Source organism: Streptomyces sp. XM4193 (assembly GCF_023072595.1).
Classification (GTDB): Bacteria; Actinomycetota; Actinomycetes; order Streptomycetales; family Streptomycetaceae; genus Streptomyces.
The window spans coordinates 457,029-479,216 of the sequence record NZ_JALLGK010000002.1 but is presented as its reverse complement, the minus strand read 5'-3'; the positions used below and the strand labels follow the sequence as shown (position 1 = coordinate 479,216).

The 22,188-nt window shown below is 71.6% G+C and carries 12 protein-coding genes and 2 pseudogenes; 5 read left to right on the top strand and 9 right to left on the bottom strand.

Annotated features, from left to right (window positions below):
- Positions 1-26 precede the first annotated feature (26 nt).
- Together pulA and MTQ01_RS09320 are read right to left on the bottom strand one after the other, a co-directional pair.
- Positions 27-2,696, bottom strand: a pseudogene (gene pulA / locus MTQ01_RS09325) (pullulanase-type alpha-1,6-glucosidase); the annotation flags it as partial.
- 250 nt (positions 2,697-2,946) lie between these two features.
- Positions 2,947-4,344, bottom strand: a pseudogene (locus MTQ01_RS09320) (alpha-amylase family protein); the annotation flags it as partial.
- A 594-nt stretch (positions 4,345-4,938) separates the two neighbouring features.
- Here MTQ01_RS09320 and MTQ01_RS09315 point away from each other — a divergent pair.
- The 3 genes from MTQ01_RS09315 (at position 4,939) to MTQ01_RS09305 (ending at position 8,108) form a co-directional block, all read left to right on the top strand.
- A complete protein-coding gene (locus MTQ01_RS09315) occupies positions 4,939-6,063 on the top strand; it encodes an NADH:flavin oxidoreductase (RefSeq protein WP_247488484.1) in 1,125 nt (374 codons plus the stop codon).
- Positions 6,064-6,463: 400 nt separating this feature from the next.
- Positions 6,464-7,468 (top strand): hypothetical protein, encoded by a 1,005-nt coding sequence (locus MTQ01_RS09310; protein WP_247488482.1) that lies wholly within the window; start codon positions 6,464-6,466, stop codon positions 7,466-7,468.
- 163 nt (positions 7,469-7,631) lie between these two features.
- A complete protein-coding gene (locus tag MTQ01_RS09305) occupies positions 7,632-8,108 on the top strand; it encodes a hypothetical protein (protein WP_247488480.1) in 477 nt (158 codons plus the stop codon).
- A gap of 225 nt (positions 8,109-8,333) precedes the next feature.
- On the opposite strand, the gene MTQ01_RS09300 is transcribed toward MTQ01_RS09305, so the two are convergent.
- The 5 genes from MTQ01_RS09300 to MTQ01_RS09280 all read right to left on the bottom strand — a co-directional run bounded on the left by MTQ01_RS09300 (position 8,334) and on the right by MTQ01_RS09280 (position 14,702).
- A complete protein-coding gene (locus MTQ01_RS09300; RefSeq protein WP_374207670.1) occupies positions 8,334-9,401 on the bottom strand; it encodes a LacI family DNA-binding transcriptional regulator in 1,068 nt (355 codons plus the stop codon).
- Complete coding sequence (locus MTQ01_RS09295; RefSeq protein ID WP_247488478.1) at positions 9,389-11,071, bottom strand: alpha-amylase family glycosyl hydrolase; 1,683 nt, start codon at positions 11,069-11,071, stop codon at positions 9,389-9,391. The genes MTQ01_RS09300 and MTQ01_RS09295 overlap by 13 nt, the downstream gene beginning before the upstream one ends.
- A 114-nt stretch (positions 11,072-11,185) precedes the next feature.
- Positions 11,186-12,148, bottom strand: a complete 963-nt coding sequence (locus MTQ01_RS09290) for a sugar ABC transporter permease (RefSeq protein ID WP_247488476.1) — start codon at positions 12,146-12,148, stop codon at positions 11,186-11,188.
- 5 nt (positions 12,149-12,153) lie between these two features.
- The gene (locus MTQ01_RS09285; RefSeq protein WP_247489169.1) at positions 12,154-13,167 is read right to left on the bottom strand and encodes a carbohydrate ABC transporter permease; all 1,014 of its coding nucleotides are present in this window, start codon (positions 13,165-13,167) and stop codon (positions 12,154-12,156) included.
- 266 nt (positions 13,168-13,433) lie between these two features.
- Positions 13,434-14,702 (bottom strand): extracellular solute-binding protein, encoded by a 1,269-nt coding sequence (locus tag MTQ01_RS09280; protein WP_247488473.1) that lies wholly within the window; start codon positions 14,700-14,702, stop codon positions 13,434-13,436.
- Positions 14,703-15,159: 457 nt separating this feature from the next.
- Here MTQ01_RS09280 and MTQ01_RS09275 point away from each other — a divergent pair, with 457 nt between their 5' ends.
- Both MTQ01_RS09275 and MTQ01_RS09270 read left to right on the top strand, forming a co-directional pair.
- Complete coding sequence (locus tag MTQ01_RS09275; RefSeq protein ID WP_247488471.1) at positions 15,160-16,191, top strand: LacI family DNA-binding transcriptional regulator; 1,032 nt, start codon at positions 15,160-15,162, stop codon at positions 16,189-16,191.
- Between the two features lie 168 nt (positions 16,192-16,359).
- The gene (locus tag MTQ01_RS09270) at positions 16,360-17,466 is read left to right on the top strand and encodes a phosphatase PAP2 family protein (protein WP_374207698.1); all 1,107 of its coding nucleotides are present in this window, start codon (positions 16,360-16,362) and stop codon (positions 17,464-17,466) included.
- A 119-nt stretch (positions 17,467-17,585) separates the two neighbouring features.
- Here MTQ01_RS09270 and MTQ01_RS09265 read toward each other — a convergent pair whose 3' ends face one another.
- Both MTQ01_RS09265 and glnA read right to left on the bottom strand, forming a co-directional pair.
- The gene (locus MTQ01_RS09265; RefSeq protein ID WP_247489167.1) at positions 17,586-20,651 is read right to left on the bottom strand and encodes a bifunctional [glutamine synthetase] adenylyltransferase/[glutamine synthetase]-adenylyl-L-tyrosine phosphorylase; all 3,066 of its coding nucleotides are present in this window, start codon (positions 20,649-20,651) and stop codon (positions 17,586-17,588) included.
- Positions 20,648-22,009 carry a type I glutamate--ammonia ligase gene (gene glnA / locus MTQ01_RS09260; protein WP_211038345.1) on the bottom strand — a complete coding sequence of 454 codons (1,362 nt, stop codon included), beginning with the start codon at positions 22,007-22,009 and terminating at the stop codon, positions 20,648-20,650. The genes MTQ01_RS09265 and glnA overlap by 4 nt, the downstream gene beginning before the upstream one ends.
- Positions 22,010-22,188: the final 179 nt, after the last annotated feature.

Sequence of the window (22,188 nt, the reverse complement as noted above, 5' to 3'; positions counted from 1 at the left end):
CGGGCCCGCCGGGACGAGGTGCCGGGTCAGCCCCGGCCGTCGAAGACCGCCACCGAGCGGCCCGGCACGGTGAAGGTGCCGCTGCCGGAGTCGAACGAGGCGGACTTGATCCGCTCGTCGGCGCCGCCGGCCTGCACCCGGTGCAGCGCGTACGATCCGCCCCGCGCCTGCGCCACGGTCTGCTCGGCGGTCTCGGGGGTCGCGTTGAAGACGACCAGCAGCTCGCCCAGCCGCATGGTCACCACCCCCGGCGTCTCCTCTGTGCCGGACAGCGGGAAGCTCAGCTCGCGCTGGACGTCCGCGGTGCTCGGCTGGGAGAAGGCCGGCTCGGTGGTGCGGATGGTGAGCAGGTCGCGGTAGGCGGCCGAGGCTCCGTCGATCTCCGCGCAGCCCGGCCGCAGTTGCGGCAGCTTCAGCAGCGGCGCGGCGTACGGCCAGTACTGCTCGTTGTCCCATGCGGGCGGAAGGCCGCGGCCGAAGCCGTTGCCCGCGGAGCAGTCCCAGTTGACGGTGTTGTACCAGTCACCGGAGTTGTAGGAGTTGCGATCCAGCGACTTCGAGCGCAGCAGGTCGGTGCCCGCCTGGCTGAGCGCCGGGCCCTGGGAGAGGGCCGCGGTGGCCATGGCCAGGACCTGCATCCTGGCCCGGTCGGCCGCCGAGGTGCCGGTCGGCAGCTTGTAGGCGAGGGCGTCGTAGAGGGACTCGTTGTCGTGGGCGTCGGCGTAGGCGAGGGCCTCGCCGGGCGCTGCCGCGTAGCCGGCCGGCGAGCCGTTGTAGTCGACCTCCGAGCCCTTGACCTGCCGCCCCGCGGTGTCGGTGAAGGTGTAGTCGGCGAGACCGCCGGTGAGCCCCACCTTCAGCAGGTCCTGGTAGTGCAGCAGTCGGGCCCGCTGCTCGTCCCGACTGCCGTTGTCGGCTGTGTCGTTGGGGTCGGTGTAGAGACCGGAGGCGAAACCCTGGACGCCCGGTTCCTCGTCGAAGGGGCCACCGCCGCGAACGGCGTCGCGCGCACGGTCGCTGAAGGTCGCGATGCCGGTGCCCGCCATGTTGGCCTGGGAGGCCTGCTCGAAGCGTGCGTCGTCCGCGATCTCGCCGAAGTTCCAGCCCTCGCCGTACAGGAGGATCCGCTTGCCGTCGACGCCGTCCTTCTCCGGGGTCAGCTCGTCCAGCGCCTCGCGGACCGCGAGGATGTTCTCCTTCGGGTGGTGGGCCATGAGGTCGAAGCGGAATCCGTCGATCTTGTACTGCTTCGCCCAGGTGACCACCGAGTCGACGACCAGCCTTCCCATCATGGTGTGCTCGGGCGCGGTGCCGGGGCAGCAGGTGGAGTCGGCGACGGCGCCGTCCTCCATCAGCCGCTGGTAGTAGCCGGGCACGATGCGGTCCAGCACCGACTTCTCGTCCTGGCCGGCCGCGTAGGTGTGGTTGTAGACCACGTCCTGGACGACCCGCAGTCCGCTGTCGTTGAGCGCGCGGACCATCTGCCGGTACTCGTGGGTGCGGCCGGGCCCCTCGGGGTCGGTGGCGTAGGAGCCCTCGGGCACGGTGTAGTGCAGCGGGTCGTAGCCCCAGTTGTACGCGTCCTCGTCGCGCACCGCGCCCACGCACTTCTGCTGCTCGGGCGAGTCGGCCGGCAGCGAGGCGAGATCGCAGTCGGGCACCGCCTGGTCCTCGGTGCGCTCCGGCGTGGTGGCCAGATCGTAGGTCGGCAGCAGATGGACGTGGGAGGTGCCGGCGTCGGCCAGCTTCCGCAGATGCCGGCTGCCGTCGCTGTCCTGCTCGGTGAAGGCGAGGTAGCGGCCGGTGTGCTCGGCGGTCGGGTCGGCGACGGAGAAGTCGCGTACGTGCAGCTCCTGGATCTGTGCGTCGCGCGGCTGCGTCGCCGGCGGCTTGGAGTAGGAGTCCCAGCCCGGCGGGGCGAGTTCGGGGTCGTCGAGGTCGACGACGAGGGAGGACTCGGAGTCGGCGGTGAGCGCGGTGGCGTACGGGTCGGTGACGCTGTTGGTGACCATCTCGCCGACGGTGGGCGCCCAGACCTTCACCCGGTAGCGGTAGGGCTTGCCGAGCCAGTCCCGCTCGCCGGAGGCACGCCACACACCGGTGGTGTCGTCGCGCTCCATCGTGCGCTGTTCGCCGTCGAGTTCGAGCTCCACGCTCTGCGCGGTCGGCGCCCACACCGAGAGACTGGGGGTGCCGTCCTCGGCGAACACCGGCCCCAGCTCGGCCTCTTGGGCCGCGCTGCCGTAGAGGTCGTCCAGAACTCCCGGGATCTGTACGCCGCTTGCGGCGGTGAGCGCGCCGTCGCCGTCGCGCTGGGTGGCGACGAGCTGGCCGCGGGTCGCTTCGGCGACACGGTCCCGGTCGTCCTCGGCGATCGAGTACGCGGCGTGCCCCGCGAGGTGCGGGAAGGCGGCGCGCTGCTCGTCGGTGAGGCCGCCTTCGACCTTGGCGAGCTTCAACTCGTGCGGCGCGCCGGAGAGTTCGCCGTCGACGAGCTCGGCGCCGCCGTCCGGGGCGTAGTGCAGTCCGGCGGAGGAGACGCCCTCGTCCGACGGCCACACCACGGTGTTCCGGTCGATCCACAGGGCCCGCGACTGCGACAGGTCCAGGGCTGCGGAGGTGGGCGGTTCGGCCTGCGCGGCGGCAGGGCCGAGCGTCGCCAGCAGCCCGGCCGCCAGCACGGCGGACAGCGCGCGGCGCGCGGATTTGGGGAGCACGAGAGGGTTCTCCGTTCGCGGGAGCGGGGTGGCGACGGGAAGCGCAGGGGGCGCGGCCGAGCCGGTGGCGGGGGTGGAGGTGGGGACGGGGGTGCGAGGCGGGGACGGGGGTGCGAGGCGGGGTGGGTGCGGGGCGGGAGGGGTGTGGGCGAGAGGTGGCGAGGCGTGTCGTGGTGCCGACGGGTGCGGCGGGCCCGGCCGGGTGGCAGGGCCCGCCGCGGAGCGGCTACCCGCGACCGCTGCCGCAGTCGGTGGCGTCCGCGTGCAGGGCGAGCGCCGTACCGGCGGGCAGCTCCACCTGAACCGAACCGCCGCTCACCGAGACGGAGTTGCCGCTCTGGACATCGCAGTAGTCACCGTCGGGCAGCGAGGTCGCGACGGACTCGCTGACCTGGCCACCGCCATTGTTCAGCGCCACGAAACCCTTGTCGCCGCGGCTGAAGGCGATGGCGTCGCCCCCGTTGTCCCACCACTGCTCCAGGCCGGCGTCGCCGACCGCGTTGCGGAAGCCGACCATCGAGGAGATCTCGCGCCACTCGTGCTCGCAGTTCCAGGCCTCCTGGTCGCAGGCCGCGGCGCCGCCGGAGGGCGGACCGGCGTCCTTGTCGTCGAACCGGTAGCCGGAGTGGACGTCCGGGCTGCCGTAGGGGTGGGCGAGCATGAAGACGTGCGCCAGGGTGTAGGAGGCGTTGTCCCGGTAGTTCAGGGTGTCGCCCACCCGCTCGGTGTCGTGGTTGGCGACGAAGACGGCCGAGTTGCCGCCGTCCATGAAGCCCTCGCCGAAGTTCTGCAGACCGGCCAGGCCCCCGCCCTGGAACGCGGACTTCAGACCGCGCGCGTAGCGGAACTCCTGCACATCACCGTTCTGGAGGTACTCGCCGGGGTCGACCGCCTCGCCCGCGCCGTGGATGGCCTCCTGCTTCCAGTAGGCGTTCGGATCGTCCAGCTTGGCCTTGATCGCGGCGAGGTCGTCGGTGGGCATGTGCTTGGCGGCGTCGATCCGGAAGCCCTCGACGCCCATGGAGCTGAGGTCGTTGAGGTAGTCGGCGATCCGCTGCTGCACCTGCTCGCTGCCGGTTCGCAGATCGGAGAGGCCCACGAGCTCGCAGCCCTGCACCTGGCCGCGGTCGCCGTAGTCCTCGATGTCCCGGCGGCACTCGTTGAAGTCGGAGTCGCCCCAACCGGCCTTCGGGTAGCTGTACTTGGTGTACTCGGATCCGCCGGTGCCGGTGCCCTCGCCCGCGCTCATGTGGTTGATGACCGCGTCCGCGACGACCTTCACCCCGGCGCCGTTGCAGGTCTCGACCATGCTCTCGAACTGCGCGCGGTCGCCCAGGCGTCCGGCGATGTCGTAGCTCACGGGCTGGTACTGGGTCCACCACTGCTCGCCGGTGATGTGCTCCTGCGGCGGCGAGGTCTGGACATAGCCGTAGCCGGCCGGTCCCAGGGTGTCGGTGCACGCCTTCGCGATGGCGTCGAACTTCCACGAGAACATCACCGCGGTGACGTCCCGTTCCGAGGGCGGTGCGGCCTGGGACTGCGGTACGGCGAACAGGGCGCCGACGACTCCGGCGCTCAGAGCGGCGCCCACGGCGGTGGCCTTCCTCGCGCGCGAGGACCACGACAACCGGGACGGCCAGGACAGCCTGCGGGTTCTCCGACTCACGATGCCTCCAGCTCGATGGGGGGAATACTGCTGCTGAAGCGTCCGCGGGCAACGCTCGGCGCCCGCGGGGCAGTTGCTGCGGTGGGGGTGCTCGGGACTGCGGATGAGGGGGTGAGCGCCCGGGGGCGTACGCCTCGGTCTGCTGCGCGGCCGGCGGCGTACGGGAGGGCCGCCACTTGCCTGCAAGAAATTGTGCAAGTCCCTGGAAGCTCTTCCGAAACCCGACCGTAGAAGCCCCGCCAAGCACCGTCAAGGCTTTGGACACAGAGACGGCAAGCGCCAACGGCCGTTCCGGCGCGGGCTTCTGCAAGGGTTTGCAGACTCGGCACGCAGCTCCCCGACCGAGCCGCCGCCGACCCGGCCCCGGCTCCGCCGTCGACCCGGCCCGACCCGGCGCCGCCGCCAACCCGACCCGGCGCCTCAGCGGGACAGCCGGAGCGGGGCGCCGTCGCGGAATAGCGGGCGGCACCGGGCGGTTGGGACCACCGTCGGCACCGACGCGCCGGAGCCGGCCGAGACGGCACACCCCCAACTCCGCAAGGGAGTCAGCGAGCCATGTCCACGATCGACACCGCTTCCGACACCACGACGCCCGCCCCCGCCTCCGTCAGCCTCTCCGATATGGTCCGCCCGGTGACCGTCGCAGGACTGGAGCTGTCGAGCCCGTTCGTGATGGCGCCCATGACCCGCAACTTCTCGCCGGGCGGCGTGCCGACCGAGGAGGTCGCGGCCTACTACCGTCGCCGGGCCGAGCACAAGGTGGGCCTGATCCTCACCGAGGGCGTCTTCCCGGACCACCCGAGCGCGGGGGACGCACCCGCGGTGCCCCGCCTCGCCCCCTGGTCCGCGGACGGCTGGCGGCGGGTGGTCGAGGAGGTGCACGCGGCGGGCGGCAAGATCTTCCCGCAGCTCTGGCACATGGGCGGGAACCAGCCGATCGAAGCTGCCGGCCCGGTCGTCACCCCTTCGGGGATCGACGGCAGCGCCCGCCGTCGCGGCGAGGCGCTGACGACGCCGGAGATCGACGAACTGGTGCAGCGCTACGCCGACTCCGCCCGCCTGGCGTACGAGCTGGGCTTCGACGGCGTGGAGATCCACTCCGCCCACGGCTATCTGCTGGACGCCTTCCTCTGGGAGGTCACCAACCGGCGCCGCGACGAGTACGGCAAGGACCTGGCCGGCCGCACCCGGCTGACCGCCGAAGTGATCGCCGCGGTACGGGCCGCCACCTCCCCCGACTTCCCCATATCCGTGCGGTTCTCGCAGTGGAAGGGCGAGGACTACGGCGCCCGCGTCTCGCACTCCCCCGCGGAGCTGGAGGCGCTGCTCACCCCGTTCGTGGAGGCGGGGGCGACGATTCTGCACCCCTCCACCCGCCGCCACTGGGAGCCCGGCTTCGAGGGCTCGGAGCTGAGCCTGGCCGGCTGGACGAAGAAGCTGACCGGGCTGCCCACGATCGTGGTGGGTTCGGTCGGGTTGAACACCCCCTTCCTGGAGCGGGGCGAGGTCGGCACCGCCGACGTGGGCCCGCTGCTGGAGCGCTACGAGGGCGGCGAGTTCGACCTGATAGCCGTCGGCCGGGCGCTGTTGGCCAACCCCGACTGGATCACCAAGACGGCCGCGGGCCGCTTCGACGAGCTGACGCCGTGGGCGAAGGGCGTGGACGCCAAGCTCTGGTGACCCCCGCAGCCACCGCCCCGGGTACGCGTTCGGCATCCACCGACCCGCGCCCGGGGCGGTCGCACGTGGTCAACCGGCCGCCCCCGCACGCCCGTTGGGGCTCGGCCGTCCCGCTCCGGGCGGCCGGGGCCTCGAGCCGCCCCGCGCCGCGGAGTCGCGCCGTACGACGCCCGGCCCGTACGACGCCCTGGTCCGTACGACGCCCGGCCCGTACGACGCCCGGCCCGTACGACGCCGGGCCCGTACGACGCCCTGGTCCGTACGACGCCCTCGTCCGCCGACAGCCCCTCGACCCTGCGGGCCCTCAGACTTCCGAGGTACCGGAACCCGGCCGACGACCCCACTCTGTACTCAGAGGTTCGGACTACCGACCGGACCCGGCAGGGCTTGAGGGGGGACCGTGCCGATGTTTCGAGAGCCGCGACGAGCGCCGCGGGGCTCACGGGGGCCGAAGCGAGGAAGCGGCGTCGCCGTACTGGCGGTGGCACTGGCCGGAACGCTGCTTGCCGGATGCAGCGACGGCTCCGAAGCGCCCGAAGAGTCGTCGCTGCCGGGCGAGGGCGCGTCCCGAGGCGGGAAGCAGGCCGCGCCGCTCACCGAGGCGCAGCTGCACCGGGTCGACTCGGCGGAGCAGCGGCTGATCAGAGCCTGCATGAAGAAGGCCGGCTACCGCTACTGGATCTCCGACAGCCTCACCACGGACGAACGCCGTTCCGTCGGCTACGTGTTGGACGACGTCGACTGGGCCCGCGAGCACGGCTACGGCGGCCGTATCCAGCGGAAGGTCGAGAAGGAACGAGCCGAGGACCCGAACATCGCCTACACCGCGCAGCTCTCCCCCTCACGACGACAGGGCTACGACCGTGCCCTGGCCGGCGGGCAGCGCAGCAGCGACGATCTGACCGCCGAGCTGCCGGGCGGCGGAGAGGTGGCCCGCCCCTCGCGCGGCTGCATGGCACAGGCTCAGCATGAGCTCTACGGCGATCTGCCGACCTGGTTCCGCGTCTCGACGATCGCCGACAACCTGACCACGTTGTACGTCGACCGCCTCAAGCGCGACGCCCGGTTCACCGGAGCGGTCGGCAGATGGGCGGACTGCATGAAGGAGCGCGGCCACGACTACCGCTCTCCCGACCGCCTTCGCGCCCAACTCCCGGACCTGACCGAAGGGTTGGACGCGAAGAAGGCACACCGCGTCGAGGTGCGGCTGGCGGTCGACGAGGCGCAGTGCGCAGACAGCAGCACGCTGGGGCGGACCGCCCGCGAGCTGGAGCGCCGCTATCGGGCGAAGGCCGTGGACGACCGCTACTCCGACGAGATCCGCCGCCATCGCAGGATGCAGCAGGCCGCCGTGCACAACGCCCGCGCCCTGACGAACAACGAACGACAAACGGCTGACGGCTGACGCCGCGACGCCGAAACCCTTCCACACCCCCCACTCACAGCTCCGTGGCCGTGCGCCACGGTCGGGCCGCAACGGGCCCGGGACCGCCCGAACACCTTCGGGGACCACCGCAGTACAGCAAGAGCAGTCGACCAAGAGCACAGTCCAAGAGGGGAACACCACCATGCGCAAGACTTTCGGAACGCTTGCAGTTCTCGGCCTCGCCGGGGCCGGAGCGCTCGTGCCGCTCTCCGGGGCCCAGGCCGCCCCCGCTCCCGCGAAGGCCCCGTCGGCCGCCGCACCCGCCTCCGCCGCCTGCGACACCGCTTACCGCAACGCGGCCTGGGGCTACATGTACAACTACGCCAACTTCCACTGCGGTTCCTACCTCGGCCGCACCAAGGGTGACGGCAACGGTTGGAGCACCAAGATGCGGACCACCTCCTCGGTGGTGAACAAGGGCACGTACTCCAACGGCTACAACGTGATCAAGTTCTACAGCGGCGCCAACTACACAGGTGGCCACTCCTGCCTCAAGCAGTCCGAGTACTACGTGGACAACCTGAGCCGGAACACCTTCACCAACGGCACCAACGTCAACAACAACATCAAGTCCCACAAGTGGGTGCGGACGGCCTCCTGCAGCAAGTTCATGAGCTGACCCGCCACCCGCACCGCCAACAGCGCGTCGCCCCTCGCCCGCGGAGCCGCCGCCCCGACCAGGCGGTGACACCTCCGGACCGGCACCGGCGCGACGCAGGGCACGCACCGACCCTCCTCGGTGCGTGCCCGCACGCATGTCACGGCTCCGGCGCCGGACCGCCCCGGAAGCGCGAACCCGGCGCTCCCGGCGCCCCGGCGCACTTCCCGCGCCCGCTTCGACGGACTACCGCGCCGCCGCCGTGGAGGCGCGCACCACCAGCTCCGGTTGGAAGACGAACTCCGCGTGCGGCACCGGCGATCCGCCGATCTCCTCCAGCAGCGTCTGCACCGCGGCGTTGGCCATCGCCCGTACGGGCTGACGCACCGTGGTGAGCGGCGGATCGGTGAAGGCGATCAGTTCGGAGTCGTCGTAGCCGACCACCGACAGCCGGCGCGGTACGTCCAGTCCCCGCTCCCGCGCGGCCCGCACCACTCCCAGCGCCATCAGGTCGCTGCCGCAGACGATGCCGGTGCAGCCGGCGTCCAGGAGAGCGCCGGCGGCGGCGTGGCCGCCCTCGACGGTGAACAGCGTGTGCCGCACCTCCCCCTGGGCACCCGTCTCCTCCAACGCCCGTGCGAACCCCTCGGCCTTGCGGGCTGCGGGCACGAACCGGGCCGGGCCGACCGCCAGTCCGATGCGCTGGTGCCCCAGATCGGTCAGATGCCTCACCGCGATCCGGGCCGCGGCCCGGTCGTCGGGCGAGACGAACGGCGCGGCGACCGCCTCGTTGTACCCGTTGACCAGCACGAACGGTACGCCGCGACCGGCCAGCCGGTCGTAGCGCGCGGGGTCGCTGGAGAGGTCGGCGTGCAGTCCGGAGAGGAAGATGATGCCGGTGACGCCGCGTTCCACGAGCTGGTCGACCAGCTCGTCCTCGGTGGCGCCGCCGGGCATCTGGGTGCCGAGCACCGGCGTGTACCCGTAGCCCGAGAGCGACTGCTCGATGACCTGGGCGAAGGCGGGGAAGATCGGGTTGGTGAGCTCGGGGATGACCAACCCGACCAGTCCCGCGCTGCGTTGGCGCAGCCGTACGGGACGGTCGTAGCCGAGCACGTCGAGCGCTGCCAGGACCTTCTGCCGGGTGGCGGAGGCGACCCCCGCCTTGCCGTTGAGGACGCGGCTGACCGTCGCCTCGCTCACCGATGCCTGGGCCGCGATGTCGGCGAGGCGGGCGGTCGACACACCGCGCCCGGACACGGCGGGTGCCGGGTCCGGGACGCGGTCGGTGTCGAGCGAGGTCATACGGTCCACCAGACGACCGTGTCGGCGGGCAGCAGGCCGTCGGCGTCGGCGAAGGGGCCGCTGGCCAGCAGGGTGCGCCGCTCGGGCGGGAGCCCGTCCACCGTGCTCAACGGCACTGCCGCGCCGGTGGTGTTGGCCGCGCAGAGGAAGGCGCCGCGCCGCAGGGCGAGCACGCCCTCGGGCGCTGCCAGCCACTGGACCGCGTCGCCCGCACCGAGGTCGGGGTGGTCGCGGCGGATGGTGAGCGCCGCGCGGTAGAGCTCCAGGGTGGAGTCCGGATCGCCCTGCTGGGCCTCGACGCTCAACTCGCCCCAGCCCTCGGGCTGCGGCAGCCAGCTGCCGCCCTCGCCGAAGCCGTGCGAGCTGCCCCCGACCGTCCACGGCAGCGGCACCCGGCAGCCGTCGCGCAGCCCGTCCTGGCCGTTGTCCTTGAAGAACGAGGGGTCCTGGCGCACCTCGTCTGGCAGGTCGAGGACCTCGGGCAGTCCGAGCTCCTCGCCCTGGTAGACGTACGCCGAGCCGGGCAGCGCCAGCATCAGCAGCGACGCGGCGCGGGCGCGGGCGAGACCGCCGAAGCGGGTGCGGTGGCGCACCACGTCGTGGTTGGAGAGCACCCAGGTCGTGGGCGCCCCGACCGTGCGCATGGAGTCCAGCGACTCGTCGACGGTCGCGCGCAGCGCCGCGGCGTCCCAGTCGGTGCCCAGGTAGTGGAAGTTGAACGCCTGGTGGAGCTCGTCGGGGCGCAGGTAGAGGGCGGTGCGGTCGGCGCTGGGAGTCCACGCCTCGGCGACGCCGATGCGCCCGCCGCCGTACTCCTCCAGCACGGTGCGCCAGGAGCGGTAGATCTCGTGGACGCCGTCCTGGTCGAAGAAGGGCAGGACCTGGTTGCCGAGCAGCCTGAGCTGTTCGCCGCGACCCATGTCGGGCAGGCCCTCGGCCTTGACCATGCCGTGGGCGACGTCGATGCGGAAGCCGTCCACGCCCATGTCGAGCCAGAAGCGCAGCACCGAGCGGAACTCGTCGTGGACGGCGGGGTGGTCCCAGTTGAAGTCGGGCTGCTCGGGCGCGAAGAGGTGGAGGTACCAGTCACCGGGTGTGCCGTCGGGATCGGTGGTGCGGGTCCAGGCGGGGCCGCCGAAGATGGACTCCCAGTCGTTGGGCGGGAGTTCGCCGCCGGGTCCCTTGCCGGTGCGGAAGTGGTAGCGGTCCCGCAGCGGGGAGCCGGGCCCCTCGCGCAGCGCCTGCCGGAACCACTGGTGCTGGTCGGAGGAGTGGTTGGGGACGAGGTCGACGATGATCTTCAGGCCGAGGCCGTGGGCGTCGTCGATCAGCGCGTCGGCGTCGGCGAGGTCGCCGAACATCGGGTCGATGGCGCGGTAGTCGGCGACGTCGTACCCCGCGTCCGCCTGCGGCGAGGCGTAGAACGGGCTCAACCAGACGGCGTCGACGCCGAGTTCGGCCAGATGCGGCAACCGCCGGCGGACACCGGCGAGGTCGCCCATTCCGTCGCCGTTGCCGTCGGCGAAGGATCGCGGATAGACCTGGTAGATGACGGCGTCGCGCCACCATTGCGGCACACCGCCCGCGGCGGGGTTCGAGGCGGACGTCGCGGCGGGCTCCGCCGTGGTGGTCGCGGCGTTCGCTGCGGGGGTGGCCGGTGCGGCAAGGTGCTGGGTCATGGCATCCCTGGAGAGTGTGGTGTCGGCAAGGTGCGGCGCGCCGGCCGCCGGTGAGGCGGCGCGGTCAGTTCGGGACTGTTCGGGGCCGGACGGGTCTCGGCCGGATCGGTCCGCTCACGACTTCACCGCCCCGGCGGTCATTCCGGAGACCAGGTAGCGCTGGGCGAAACCGAAGACGATCCCCGCGGGTACGGCGATGATCACGGCCGCCGCGGTCATCGAACCCCAGTCGGCGGAGTACTGGTTGACGAACGTCTGGAGTCCGCCCGCGAGGGTGAGGTTCTCCTCGCCGGTCATGAACGCGGTCGCGTAGGCGACCTCCGCCCAGGCGGTGACGAAGGTGTAGAAGCCGGTCACCGCGAGACCCGGCTTGGCCAGCGGCATGATCAGCCGCCAGAACGTGCCGAACGGGCTGAGGCCGTCGACCCGCCCGGACTCGTCGATGGAGACCGGGATGGTGTCGAAGAAGCCCTTCATCATCCAGGCGCAGAACGGCACCGCGATCGTCAGATAGGTGATGATCAGTCCGACCGGCTGGTTGAGCAGGCCGAACTGCGCCATCAGGTTGTACAGCGGCACGATCAGCACCGCCATCGGGAACATCTGGGTGATGAGCAGCGTCCACATCAGCGGACGCATCCCGGGGAAGCGGAAGCGGCTGAGCGCGTAGCCGGTGGTCGAGGAGATCAGCACACCGATGACGGTGGTGCCGAGGACGACCAGCAGGGAGTTGCCGAACCAGTCCAGGAAGTGGGTGTCGGCGATGACGTGGCTGTAGTTGTCGAAGGTGAAGTTCCGCACCAGGTCGAGCGTGAAGGCGTCCGAGTTCGGCTTGAACGAGGTCACCAGCAGCCACAGCGGCGGGAAGACCGCGATGAACGCCGCCAGCAGCAGGCCGCCGTGGAGCCCGAAGGACGCCAGCGGGCCGCGCCGGTGCCGTCGGCCGGACTCCGCGGGACGGGCGGGCCTCTTCTGCTTCCCGCTCGTGCCGGTTGCGACGCTCCGGGCGCTGTCGCCGCGGTCGGTGCTCGTGGCGCGGCCGGTGGTCGAATCGGTGCTGGTATGTGGGGTGTTCATGGTGCTCACCACACCTCTCCCTGCTTGCGGAGGACACGGCGGTAGACCACGGCGAAGGCCGACAGCAGCAGCAGGATGATGACACCCCAGGCGGCCGAGGTCGCGAAGTCGCGCGGGCTCTCGAGGAAGGCGAGGCGGAACGCGTAGGTCACCAGGATCTCCGAGGAGTCGCCCGGCCCGCCCCTGGTGAGCAGGTAGATCACCGGGAACATGTTGAAGGTCCAGATGGTGCTGAGCAGGATCACCGTGGAGCTGACCGCGCGGATGCCGGGCATCGTGATGTTGACGAACCGCTGCCACGGTCCCGCGCCGTCCATCTCGGCGGCCTCGTACAGCTCGCCGGGGATGGACTGGAGCGCGCCGAGCGTGGCGACGAGCATGAACGGAACGCCGAGCCAGACGTTGACCGCGATCACCGAGACCTTGGCCCAGGTCGGGTCTCCCAGCCAGGCGATGCCCTCGACGCCGCCGCCGTCGAGCACCGCGTTGAACAGGCCGTTGCGCTCGTTGAACAGCAGCCGCCAGGCGAAGACCGAGACGAAGGCCGGGATGCCCCAGGGCAGGATCAGCGCGATCCGGTAGGCCGCACGCCCGCGCACCTTGCGGTTGAGCATGTTGGCCAGCGTCAGGCCGATGGCGAAGGTGAGGCTGACGCAGGCGACGGTCCACAGGACCGTCCACCCCAGCCGGCCCCAGAACATGCTGTCGCCGAGGATGGCCGAGTAGTTGTCGAGGCCGACGAACTCGTAGGTGGCCTCGATGGTGTTGACGCCGATGGTCCGCTCGACGTTCGCCTCGTTGGCGTCGGTGAGCGAGAGGAAGAGACCGCGCGCCAGCGGGTAGCCGACGATCACCGCGATCACGAGCGCCACCGGGGCGATCATCGTCCAGGCGTACCAGTGCCTGCTCAAGGTGCGGCGCAGCGGCCCGGGGGCTCCCCCGCCGCCCTTGGCCCTGCCCTTGCGGGGCGGGCCGCCGGAGTCCTCGTCGGCCTCGTCGGTCTGCGCCGCCGACTGCATGGTCTTCGCCACGTGTCGGGTCGTCCTTCCCGGTCTCGGGTGCGCGCCGCCGCCGCTGTCCGCGTGCGGCCGCGCGCACTTCTCACGCCTGCTGCTGTGCAACGCCCGTAGCCGGTGCGCGCCTTGGTCCGGGGCCGGTCGGCCGCCGGGCCGAGAGGCATGGGCCGCGCGTCGCGGTGTGTGCGCCCGCGGCTGTCAGGTCTCGCGGGCGCACACACCGTCCCGGCCGGCCCTGCGGGGAGCAATCCCCACAGGGCCGTCGTGGGCTACTTCCAGTCCTTCAGAATCTTTCGGTAAGCCTTGCCGACGTCCTTGGCCGCGTCGCTCGGCGAGGTGCGACCGGAGAGGACCTCCTGCTGCGAGACCTTGATGGGCTCGAAGAGCGAGTTGCCCTGGGCGATCCAGGGGCGCTGCACCGCCTTGTCGACGGCGGGCTTGAAGAACTCCACCATCTCGTTGTTCTTCACCGACTCCGTCTCGTACACCGACTTGCGGGTCGGCAGCAGGCTCAGCTCCTTGGTGGTGCGCTCCTGGACCTCGGCCGAGCCCATGTACTTGGCGAACTCGTAGGAGGCGTCCAGGTTCTTGGAGCCGGCGTAGACCGAGAGGTTCCAGCCGCCCTGCGGGGAGCCCTGCGCCTTGTCGCCCGCCGGAACCGCGGCGACGCCCAGGTTGTCCTTGTCCTTGAACTCCTTGCCGGCCAGCGAGTCCTCGATCGCCCAGGGGCCGTTGACCTGCATGGCCGCGTCGCCGTTCTTGAAGGCGGACTGGCCGTTGTCCCAGCCGTCGGAGAGGTCGGTGATGGCCGCCTTGGAGTCGACCAGGGACTTCATCTCCTCGAACGCCCGGACACCGGGAGCCTGGTCGATGGTGACCTTCTTGGCGTCCGCGTCCACCATGTCGCCGCCCTCGCCGTAGAGGTAGGGCAGGAACCAGTACGGGTCGTCGCCGCGCAGGTAGAGCGCGGTCGCGCCGGTCTTGTCCTTGATCTTCCCGGCGTCGCGCTTGATGTCCGCCAGCGACTCCGGCACCTCGACGCCGGCCTTCTTCAGCAGGCGCTTGTTGTAGAAGAGCGCCAGGGTGTCGGTGACCTGCGGCACGGCGTAGGTCTTGCCGTCGAACTGGGTGCTGCCCCAGGCGGTTTCGAGGAAGTCGTCCTTGCCGTCGACGGCGGGGGTGTCGTCCAGCGGGGCGAGGTAGCCGAGGTTGGCGAAGTCGGCGACCCAGGCGACCTCGGTGCGCATCACGTCGGGTGCGCCGGCGTTGCCGCCCGCGGCGTTCTTGAACTTGTTGTTCGCCTCGCCGAAGTCCACGCTGACGTGCTTGACCTTCACCTTGGGGTGCTTCTTGGTGAAGTCCTCGGCGATCTTCTTGTAGACGCCCTGCTCGGCCTCGTTCGAGGTGTCCCAGAAGGTGACGGTCCCCGCGATCTCGCCGGAACCACCGGACTGGTTGTCGCTGTCGCCGCCCCCGCAAGCCGTTGCCGCAAGTGCCACTGCCACAACCACCGCGGTGGTCGCTATCCCACGCCGCATGATCAAGTCCTCCAGTGATTCGCCCGATTTGGGGGGCCGTACGCTGCCGGCTTCCAGCACGCGGCGCATCGCCCAGTTCCCCACGGGCCGCACCTTCGCGGCGCCGGGCTGCGAGGAAATTAACAGGGCTGCAAGCCATCCGAAAGACTTTGCGGCAATTTTCTGCAAGACATTCGTCACGACGCGGCAGAACGATCACGGCACCCCCCGGCACCCCCCCGTCCCCGCAGCGCACAGACACAGCCCCCACACCTCCGCACGCCTCGCCGCGCACCGGCACCGGCACCCGCACCCGCACCCCGCCGCACCTCCCCGTCCCGCACAGTCCGCACCCACACCCGCACCCCGAGCCGACCCACCCCCGTCCCGCACCCCGCCGCACACCCCGGCGGAACCCTCAGCCACAGGCGGCAACTCGCTGTAGGCAGCGGACGATACGGCCGGTACAGTCCGGGATGTGACCGCACGACTGGCCGACATCGCATCCCAGGCGGGGGTCAGCGAGGCGACGGTCAGCCGAGTGCTCAACGGCAAGCCCGGCGTCGCCGCGGCCACCCGGGAGTCCGTACTCACCGCGCTCGACCTCCTGGGATACGAGCGCCCTCCGCGGCTGCGGCAGCGCAGCGCCGGGCTGGTCGGCCTGATCACGCCCGAGCTGGAGAACCCGATCTTCCCGGCGTTCGCCCAGGTGATCTCGCAGGCGCTGACCCGCCAGGGCTACACCCCGGTGCTCGCCACCCAGACCCCCGGCGGCTCCACCGAGGACGAGCTGACGGAGATGCTGGTCGACCGCGGCGTCGCGGGCGTCATCTATGTCTCCGGTCTGCACGCCGACACCACCGCAGGCACCCAGCGCTACGAGAAACTGCGCGCCCAGGGGGTGCCGTTCGTCCTCATCAACGGCTTCTCCCCCGCGGTGCGCGCCCCGTTCGTCTCGCCGGACGACCGCGCGGCGATGCATCTGGCCGTCGGCCACCTCGCCTCCCTCGGGCACGAGCGGATCGGGCTCGCTCTCGGTCCGGCCCGCTTCGTCCCGGTCCAGCGCAAGCGCGAGGGATACCTCGCCGCCGTGGACGAGCATCTCGGCCTGACCGGTGGCGACGCCGAGGAGTTGGTCGAGCACTCCCTGTACACGCTGGAGGGCGGCCAGGCCGCCGCGGGCGCGCTGCTCGCCCGCGGCGCGACCGCGGTGGTGTGCGCGAGCGACATGATGGCGCTGGGCGCCGTGCGCGCGGCGCGCCAGGCCGGACTGGACGTACCGCGCGAGCTGTCGGTCGTCGGCTTCGACGACTCCCCGCTGATCGCATTCACCGACCCGCCGTTGACCACCGTTCGACAGCCGGTCACCGCGATGGGGCAGGCGGCGGTGCGCGCGCTGCTGGAGGACGTGGGCGGTACGCCGACGCCGCACACCGAGTTCGTCTTCCATCCCGAGCTTGTCGTACGCGGTTCAACTGCCTCTGCCCGGACCGCACATCGCCGCCTCTGACGCCGCTGCACGGCCTCTGTCAGAAGTCGGGGGAGCCAGTGGCACCTTCGGAGGAGAGCAGGCGAGGAAGACCCACCTGGGGGATGATCGGAGGAACGGGCCGGTCTGGCAGACTGATCCGTCATGGGGGCACCGACCACGAGACCTGGGGATGAAGAACGGGTGGCCATTGCGATGCCGGACGCCGAACAACAGGCGTCACAGCCGGGGGGAGTTCCGAGTGCGCTCGGGCGGAAGGTGCGCCGCGCGCTGCGGGACCGCTCGCCGCGCCGGCCGCGCATCTGGTTCGAGATCGCGCTGATCGGCGTCAGTTACTGGGTCTACTCGCTCATCCGCAACGCGGTGCCGGAGCACGAGGCCACCGCGCAGAACCACGCCCGCTGGATCTGGGACGTCCAGGACTCCATGGGCCTGGCCTTCGAGCGCACGGTCAACCACGCGTTCAACGACGTCACATGGCTGATCGTCGGCATGAACTACTACTACGCGACGCTGCACTTCGTGGTGACCATAGCCGTGCTGGTGTGGATCTACCGCCGCCAGCCGGGGCGCTACGCGGCAGTGCGCACCGCGCTCTTCGCGACCACCGCGGTGGCCCTGGTCGGCTACTACTTCTACCCGCTGGCGCCGCCCCGTCTGATGGACGGCATGGACTTCGTCGACACCGTCGTCGTCCACGGCACCTGGGGCTCGATGGCCTCCGGCGACATGGCGAACGTCTCCAACCAGTACGCGGCGATGCCCTCGATGCACATCGGCTGGTCGGCGTGGTGCGGGGTGATCATCCTGCTGCTGGCCAAGCGCCGCTGGGTCAAGGTGCTCGGTGTGCTCTACCCCGCGGTGACGCTGGTCGTGATCGTCGCCACCGCCAACCACTTCTGGTTGGACGCGGTCGGCGGTCTGCTCTGCCTCGGCTTCGGTTTCGGCCTCGCCCGCTGGTGGTTCCGCGCCCATCCGCAGCAGCTGCCCGCGACGTTCGCCGAGCGCACGGAGTCCGGCACCCGGCGGGGAGAGTCCGAGGAGACGGCGGCTGTGCCGCAGACCTCGGCCGCGACGTCTCCCGCCCCTGCGGAGGCCGAGCCGGCCCGGGAGCCCGCGCCGAAGGAGCCCGTACCGGCCGCTGTCAGCGTGCCGGCGCCCGGGCGCGCACAGCGCGAGCGCGGCGAGCAGGTGGAGCACCCGCAGCACACCGGCCTCTCCGAGCGCGGCGGCCGTACGCCGGTGGGCGCCTCGGCGGTGGGTGCGCACACCGAGGGAGAGCCCGAGAAGCCGTAGACGCAGGCACACAGAACCGGCAGAACCCGCAGGCCGCGGACGGCGGGCGGCGGGCGGCGGACGCGCGGTGGGGCGGTGCGGGAGATCCCGCACCGCCCCACCGCGCGTCCGCCGCCGGCTCAGTCCTCGTAGAAGAGCCGGTCGACCACCGCACGCGCCCGGCGCGTGGTGCGGCGGTAGTCCTCCAGCACCTCGCCGCTGGCCCCGATCTCCGCCTGCCCGGCGGAGGAGGACGGCTCGTGGCCGAGGTAACGGCCGACCGCCGCCAGCTCTCTCGCCTCGGACGGGAAGGTGTCGCCGGGGCGGCCCCGTACCAGCATCACTGCGTTGCGGACCCGGGTGGCCAGCAGCCAGGCGGCGTCCAGCACCTCCGCGTCCTCCGCGTCGATCAGTCCGGCCTCCAGGGCGGCGGCGAGCGCGGGCCGGGTGCTGGTGGTGCGCAGCTGCGGGACGCGGGAGCCGTGGCGCAGCTGGAGCAGCTGGACGGTCCACTCGACGTCCGAGAGTCCGCCGCGCCCGAGCTTGACGTGGGTGGTGGGGTCGGCGCCGCGGGGCAGCCGTTCGCCCTCCATCCGCGCCTTGAGGCGGCGGATCTCGCGCACCGCGTCCTCGCCCGGCCTGTCCTCGGGATAGCGCAGCGGGTCGACGAGCTCGATGAACCGCGCGCCGAGCTCCTCGTCGCCGGCCACCGGCCGGGCCCGGAGCAGTGCCTGGCTCTCCCAGACCGCTGACCAGCGCCGGTAGTACGCCCGGTAGGAGCTGAGGGTGCGCACCAGCGGACCGGACTTGCCCTCCGGCCGCAGATCGGTGTCGATCAGCAGCGGCGGGTCCGAGCTCGGGAGCTGGAGCAGTCGCTGGAGCTCGGTCGCCACGGCGAACGCCGCCTTGTTGGCCTCGCCCTCCTCGACGCCCTCCCTGGGCTCGTGGACGAAGAGGACGTCCGCGTCCGAGCCGTAGCCCATCTCGCGGCCGCCGAAGCGGCCCATGCCGATCACCGCGAAACGGGTGGGCAGTTCGTCGCCCCAGCGGGCCCTGGTGGCGGCGCGCAGCGTGCCGGCGATCGCGGCGGCGTTGACGTCGGAGATGGCCTCGCCGACCCGGTCGACGGTGGGCGCGGGGTCCTCGTGCGCGGGCACGCCCTCGGTGCCGTACGCGCCGATGAGGTCGGCCGCGGCGGTGCGGAAGAGTTCGCGGCGGCGCACTCCTCGGGCCGCGTCCACGGCGGCCTCGGCGCTGTCGGCCCGGCGCACGGCGGCCAGCACCTCCTGGGTGAGTGCGCGGCGGCCCCTGGGTGCGAGGCCCTCCGGCCCGCCGAGCAGGGCGACCGCCTCGGGGGCGCGCAGCAGCAGGTCGGGCGCGAGGCGGCCGGCGGAGAGCACTCGGGCCAGGTTCTCGGCGGCGGCGCCCTCGTCGCGCAGCAGTCGCAGGTACCAGGGCGTCTTGCCCAGGGCGTCGGAGACCTTGCGGAAGTTCAGCAGTCCGGCGTCCGGGTCCGCCGAGTCGGCGAACCAGCCGAGCAGTACGGGCAGCAGGGTGCGCTGGATGGCGGCCTTGCGGCTGACGCCGGACGCCAGTGCCTCCAGGTGCCGCAGGGCGGAGGAGGGGTCGGCGTAGCCCAGCGCCTCCATCCGCAGCCGGGCCGCGTCCAGGCTGAGTCCGGCCTCGCCGGGGGCGAGTTGGGCGACGGCGTCCAGCAGCGGGCGGTAGAAGAGCTTCTCGTGGAGGCGGCGCACCACGGAGGCGTGGCGCTTCCAGGCGCGGGTCAGCTCGGTGACGGGTTCGGCGCGGAACCCGACGCCTCGTCCGAGCCTGCGCAGATCGGCCTCGTCCTCGGGCACCAGATGCGTGCGGCGCAGCTTGTGGAGCTGGATGCGGTGCTCCATGGTGCGCAGGAAGCGGTAGGAGGCGTCGAGGGCGGCGGCGTCCTGGCGTCCGACGTACCCGCCGGTGGCGAGGGCGTCGAGGGCGACCAGGGTGGTGGAGCTGCGCAGTGTGGTGTCGCCCCGGCCGTGCACCAACTGCAGGAGCTGTACGGCGAATTCGACGTCCCGCAGCCCGCCGGGGCCGAGCTTGAGCTGGCGCTCGCGCTGGCCGGCGGGGATCTCGGCGATGACCCGGCGACGCATCTGCTGAACGTCGGGTACGAAGTTCTCCCGTTCCGAGACCTGCCAGACCATCGGTTCCAGCGCCTGGCAGTACGCCGCGCCGAGCGTCTCGTCGCCCGCCACCGGACGGGCCTTGAGCAGCGCCTGGAACTCCCAGGTCTTGGCCCAGCGCTGGTAGTACGCGAGGTGGCTGGCCAGGGTGCGCACCAGCGGCCCGTTGCGGCCCTCGGGGCGGAGGTTGGCGTCCACCGGCCAGATGGTGCCCTCGGCGGTGGTGTCGGAGCAGATCCGCATCAGATGGGCGGCGAGCCGGGTCGCGGCCTGTACGGCCGGTGCCTCCTCGGTGTCGCCGACCGCCTCGGCGACGAAGATGACGTCCACGTCGGAGACGTAGTTCAGCTCCCGCCCGCCGGCCTTGCCCATGGCGATGACGGCGAGCCGGCAGGCGGCGGCGTCCTCGGGGGCGTCCGCCTCGGCCAGGGCCAGGGCGCGGCGCAGCGTGGCGGTGGCCAGGTCGGTGAGTTCGGCGGCGTTCTGCACGAAGTCGGCGGTGCCGCAGACGTCCCGGGCGGCGATGGTGAGCATGGCGCGCCGGTAGCCGACGCGCAGGGCGTCGGGGTCCCGTACGTCGGCGAGGGCGGCTTCGAAGTCGGCGACCCCGGGGTTGAGGTCGGCGGACTCGTAGACGGCGAGGGTGTGCCAGTCCTCGGGGTGGGTGGCGAGGTGGTCGCCGAGCGCCTCGGAGGCGCCGAGGACGCCCAGCAGCCGGTCCCGCAGCGGTTTGGCCGAGCCCACGGTGCGCAGCAGGGTCCGGCGGGCCGTCTCGTCGGGCTGGGCCTCGACCAGCCGGATCAGCCCGAGCAGGGCGAGATCGGGGTCGGCGGTGGCGCCGAGCGCGTCCAACAGGACGGCGTCGGTGCCCAGTTCGCCGAGTTCCTCGGTGGCCAGCAGCCGGGCGGCGGTGGCGGGGTCGTTGAATCCGTAGCGCAGCAGCCGGGTGGAGGCGCTGCGGCGGCGCCCGCCGGAGTCGCCGCCCCGCTGGCCGCGGTACGGGTCGGGTCGGGTCGGGTCGTTCGTCACAGCGCGGGCAGCGACTTGCGCAGTTCGAAGGCGGTGACCTCGGAGCGGTACTCCTCCCACTCCTGGCGCTTGTTGCGCAGGAAGAAGTCGAAGACGTGCTCTCCGAGTGTCTCGGCGACCAGTTCGCTGCGTTCCATCAGGTCGATGGCCTCGCCGAGGTTCTGCGGCAGCGGGGAGATGCCCATGGCGCGGCGTTCGGCGTCGGTGAGCGCCCAGACGTCGTCCTCGGCGCCGGGCGGCAGCTCGTACTCCTCCTCGACGCCCTTGAGTCCGGCGGCGAGCAGCACGGCGTAGGCGAGGTACGGGTTGGCGCCGGAGTCCAGCGAGCGCACCTCGACGCGGGTGGAGCCGATCTTGCCGGGCTTGTACATGGGGACGCGGATGAGCGCGGAGCGGTTGTTGTGGCCCCAGCAGATGTAGGAGGGCGCTTCGCCGCCGGCGCCGGCGGTGCGCTGGGTGCCGCCCCAGATGCGCTTGTAGGAGTTGACCCACTGGTTGGTGACGGCGGCGATCTCGCCGGCGTGGCGCAGCAGTCCGGCGATGAACGAGCGTCCGACCTTGGAGAGTTGGTACTCGGCGCCGGACTCGTGGAAGGCGTTGCGGTCGCCCTCGAAGAGCGAGAGGTGGGTGTGCATTCCCGAACCCGGGTGCTCGGAGAAGGGTTTGGGCATGAAGGTGGCGTGCACGCCCTGTTCGAGGGCCACCTGCTTCATGACCAGGCGGAAGGTCATGATGTTGTCGGCGGTGGCCAGCGCGTCGGCGTACCGCAGGTCGATCTCCTGCTGGCCGGGGGCGCCCTCGTGGTGGCTGAACTCGACCGAGATGCCCATGGATTCGAGCATGGTGATCGCCTGGCGGCGGAAGTCCATGCCGACGTTCTGCGGGGTGTGGTCGAAGTAGCCGGAGGAGTCGGCGGGCGTGGGCCGGCTGCCGTCGACGGGCTTGTCCTTGAGCAGGAAGAACTCGATCTCGGGGTGGGTGTAGAAGGTGAATCCGAGGTCGGAGGTCTTGGAGAGCATCCGCTTGAGCACGAAGCGCGGGTCGGCGTAGGAGGGGGATCCGTCGGGCATCAGGATGTCGCAGAACATCCGCGCGGTGCCCGGTGCCTCCGCGCGCCAGGGCAGGATCTGGAAGGTGCTGGGCGCGGGCTTGGCGATCATGTCGGACTCGTAGACGCGGGCGAAGCCCTCGATGGCGGAGCCGTCGAAGCCGATGCCCTCGTCGAACGCCTGCTCCAGCTCGGCGGGGGCGATGGCGACGGACTTCAGAAAGCCGAGTACGTCGGTGAACCACAGGCGGACGAACCGGATGTCCCGCTCCTCCAGCGTCCGCAGTACGAATTCCTGCTGCTTGTCCATTGTCGCCATTCACCCATCGTCGCTGGTCAGACCTGCTACGAGCGGCTGCCGGGGGCTGGGCCGCGCACCTGAGCATCCCACCACACGGTTTCCGGCGCATTGCGTACGCCCCACGGGCTGTCGGGGTGTTGCGCGCGCGGACGGCCGGTCCGGATCGCGGCGGGACGCGGTTCGGCCCA

Excerpts from the sequence above, each read along its gene's own strand:
- MTQ01_RS09285 (WP_247489169.1), bottom strand. The coding sequence starts at position 13,167 with ATGCAGTCGGCGGCGCAGACCGACGAGGCCGACGAGGACTCCGGCGGC.
- MTQ01_RS09305 (WP_247488480.1), top strand. The coding sequence starts at position 7,632 with ATGCGCAAGACTTTCGGAACGCTTGCAGTTCTCGGCCTCGCCGGGGCC.
- MTQ01_RS09295 (WP_247488478.1), bottom strand. The coding sequence starts at position 11,071 with ATGACCCAGCACCTTGCCGCACCGGCCACCCCCGCAGCGAACGCCGCG.
- MTQ01_RS09290 (WP_247488476.1), bottom strand. The coding sequence starts at position 12,148 with ATGAACACCCCACATACCAGCACCGATTCGACCACCGGCCGCGCCACG.
- MTQ01_RS09315 (WP_247488484.1), top strand. The coding sequence starts at position 4,939 with ATGTCCACGATCGACACCGCTTCCGACACCACGACGCCCGCCCCCGCC.
- glnA (WP_211038345.1), bottom strand. The coding sequence starts at position 22,009 with ATGGACAAGCAGCAGGAATTCGTACTGCGGACGCTGGAGGAGCGGGAC.
- MTQ01_RS09280 (WP_247488473.1), bottom strand. The coding sequence starts at position 14,702 with ATGCGGCGTGGGATAGCGACCACCGCGGTGGTTGTGGCAGTGGCACTT.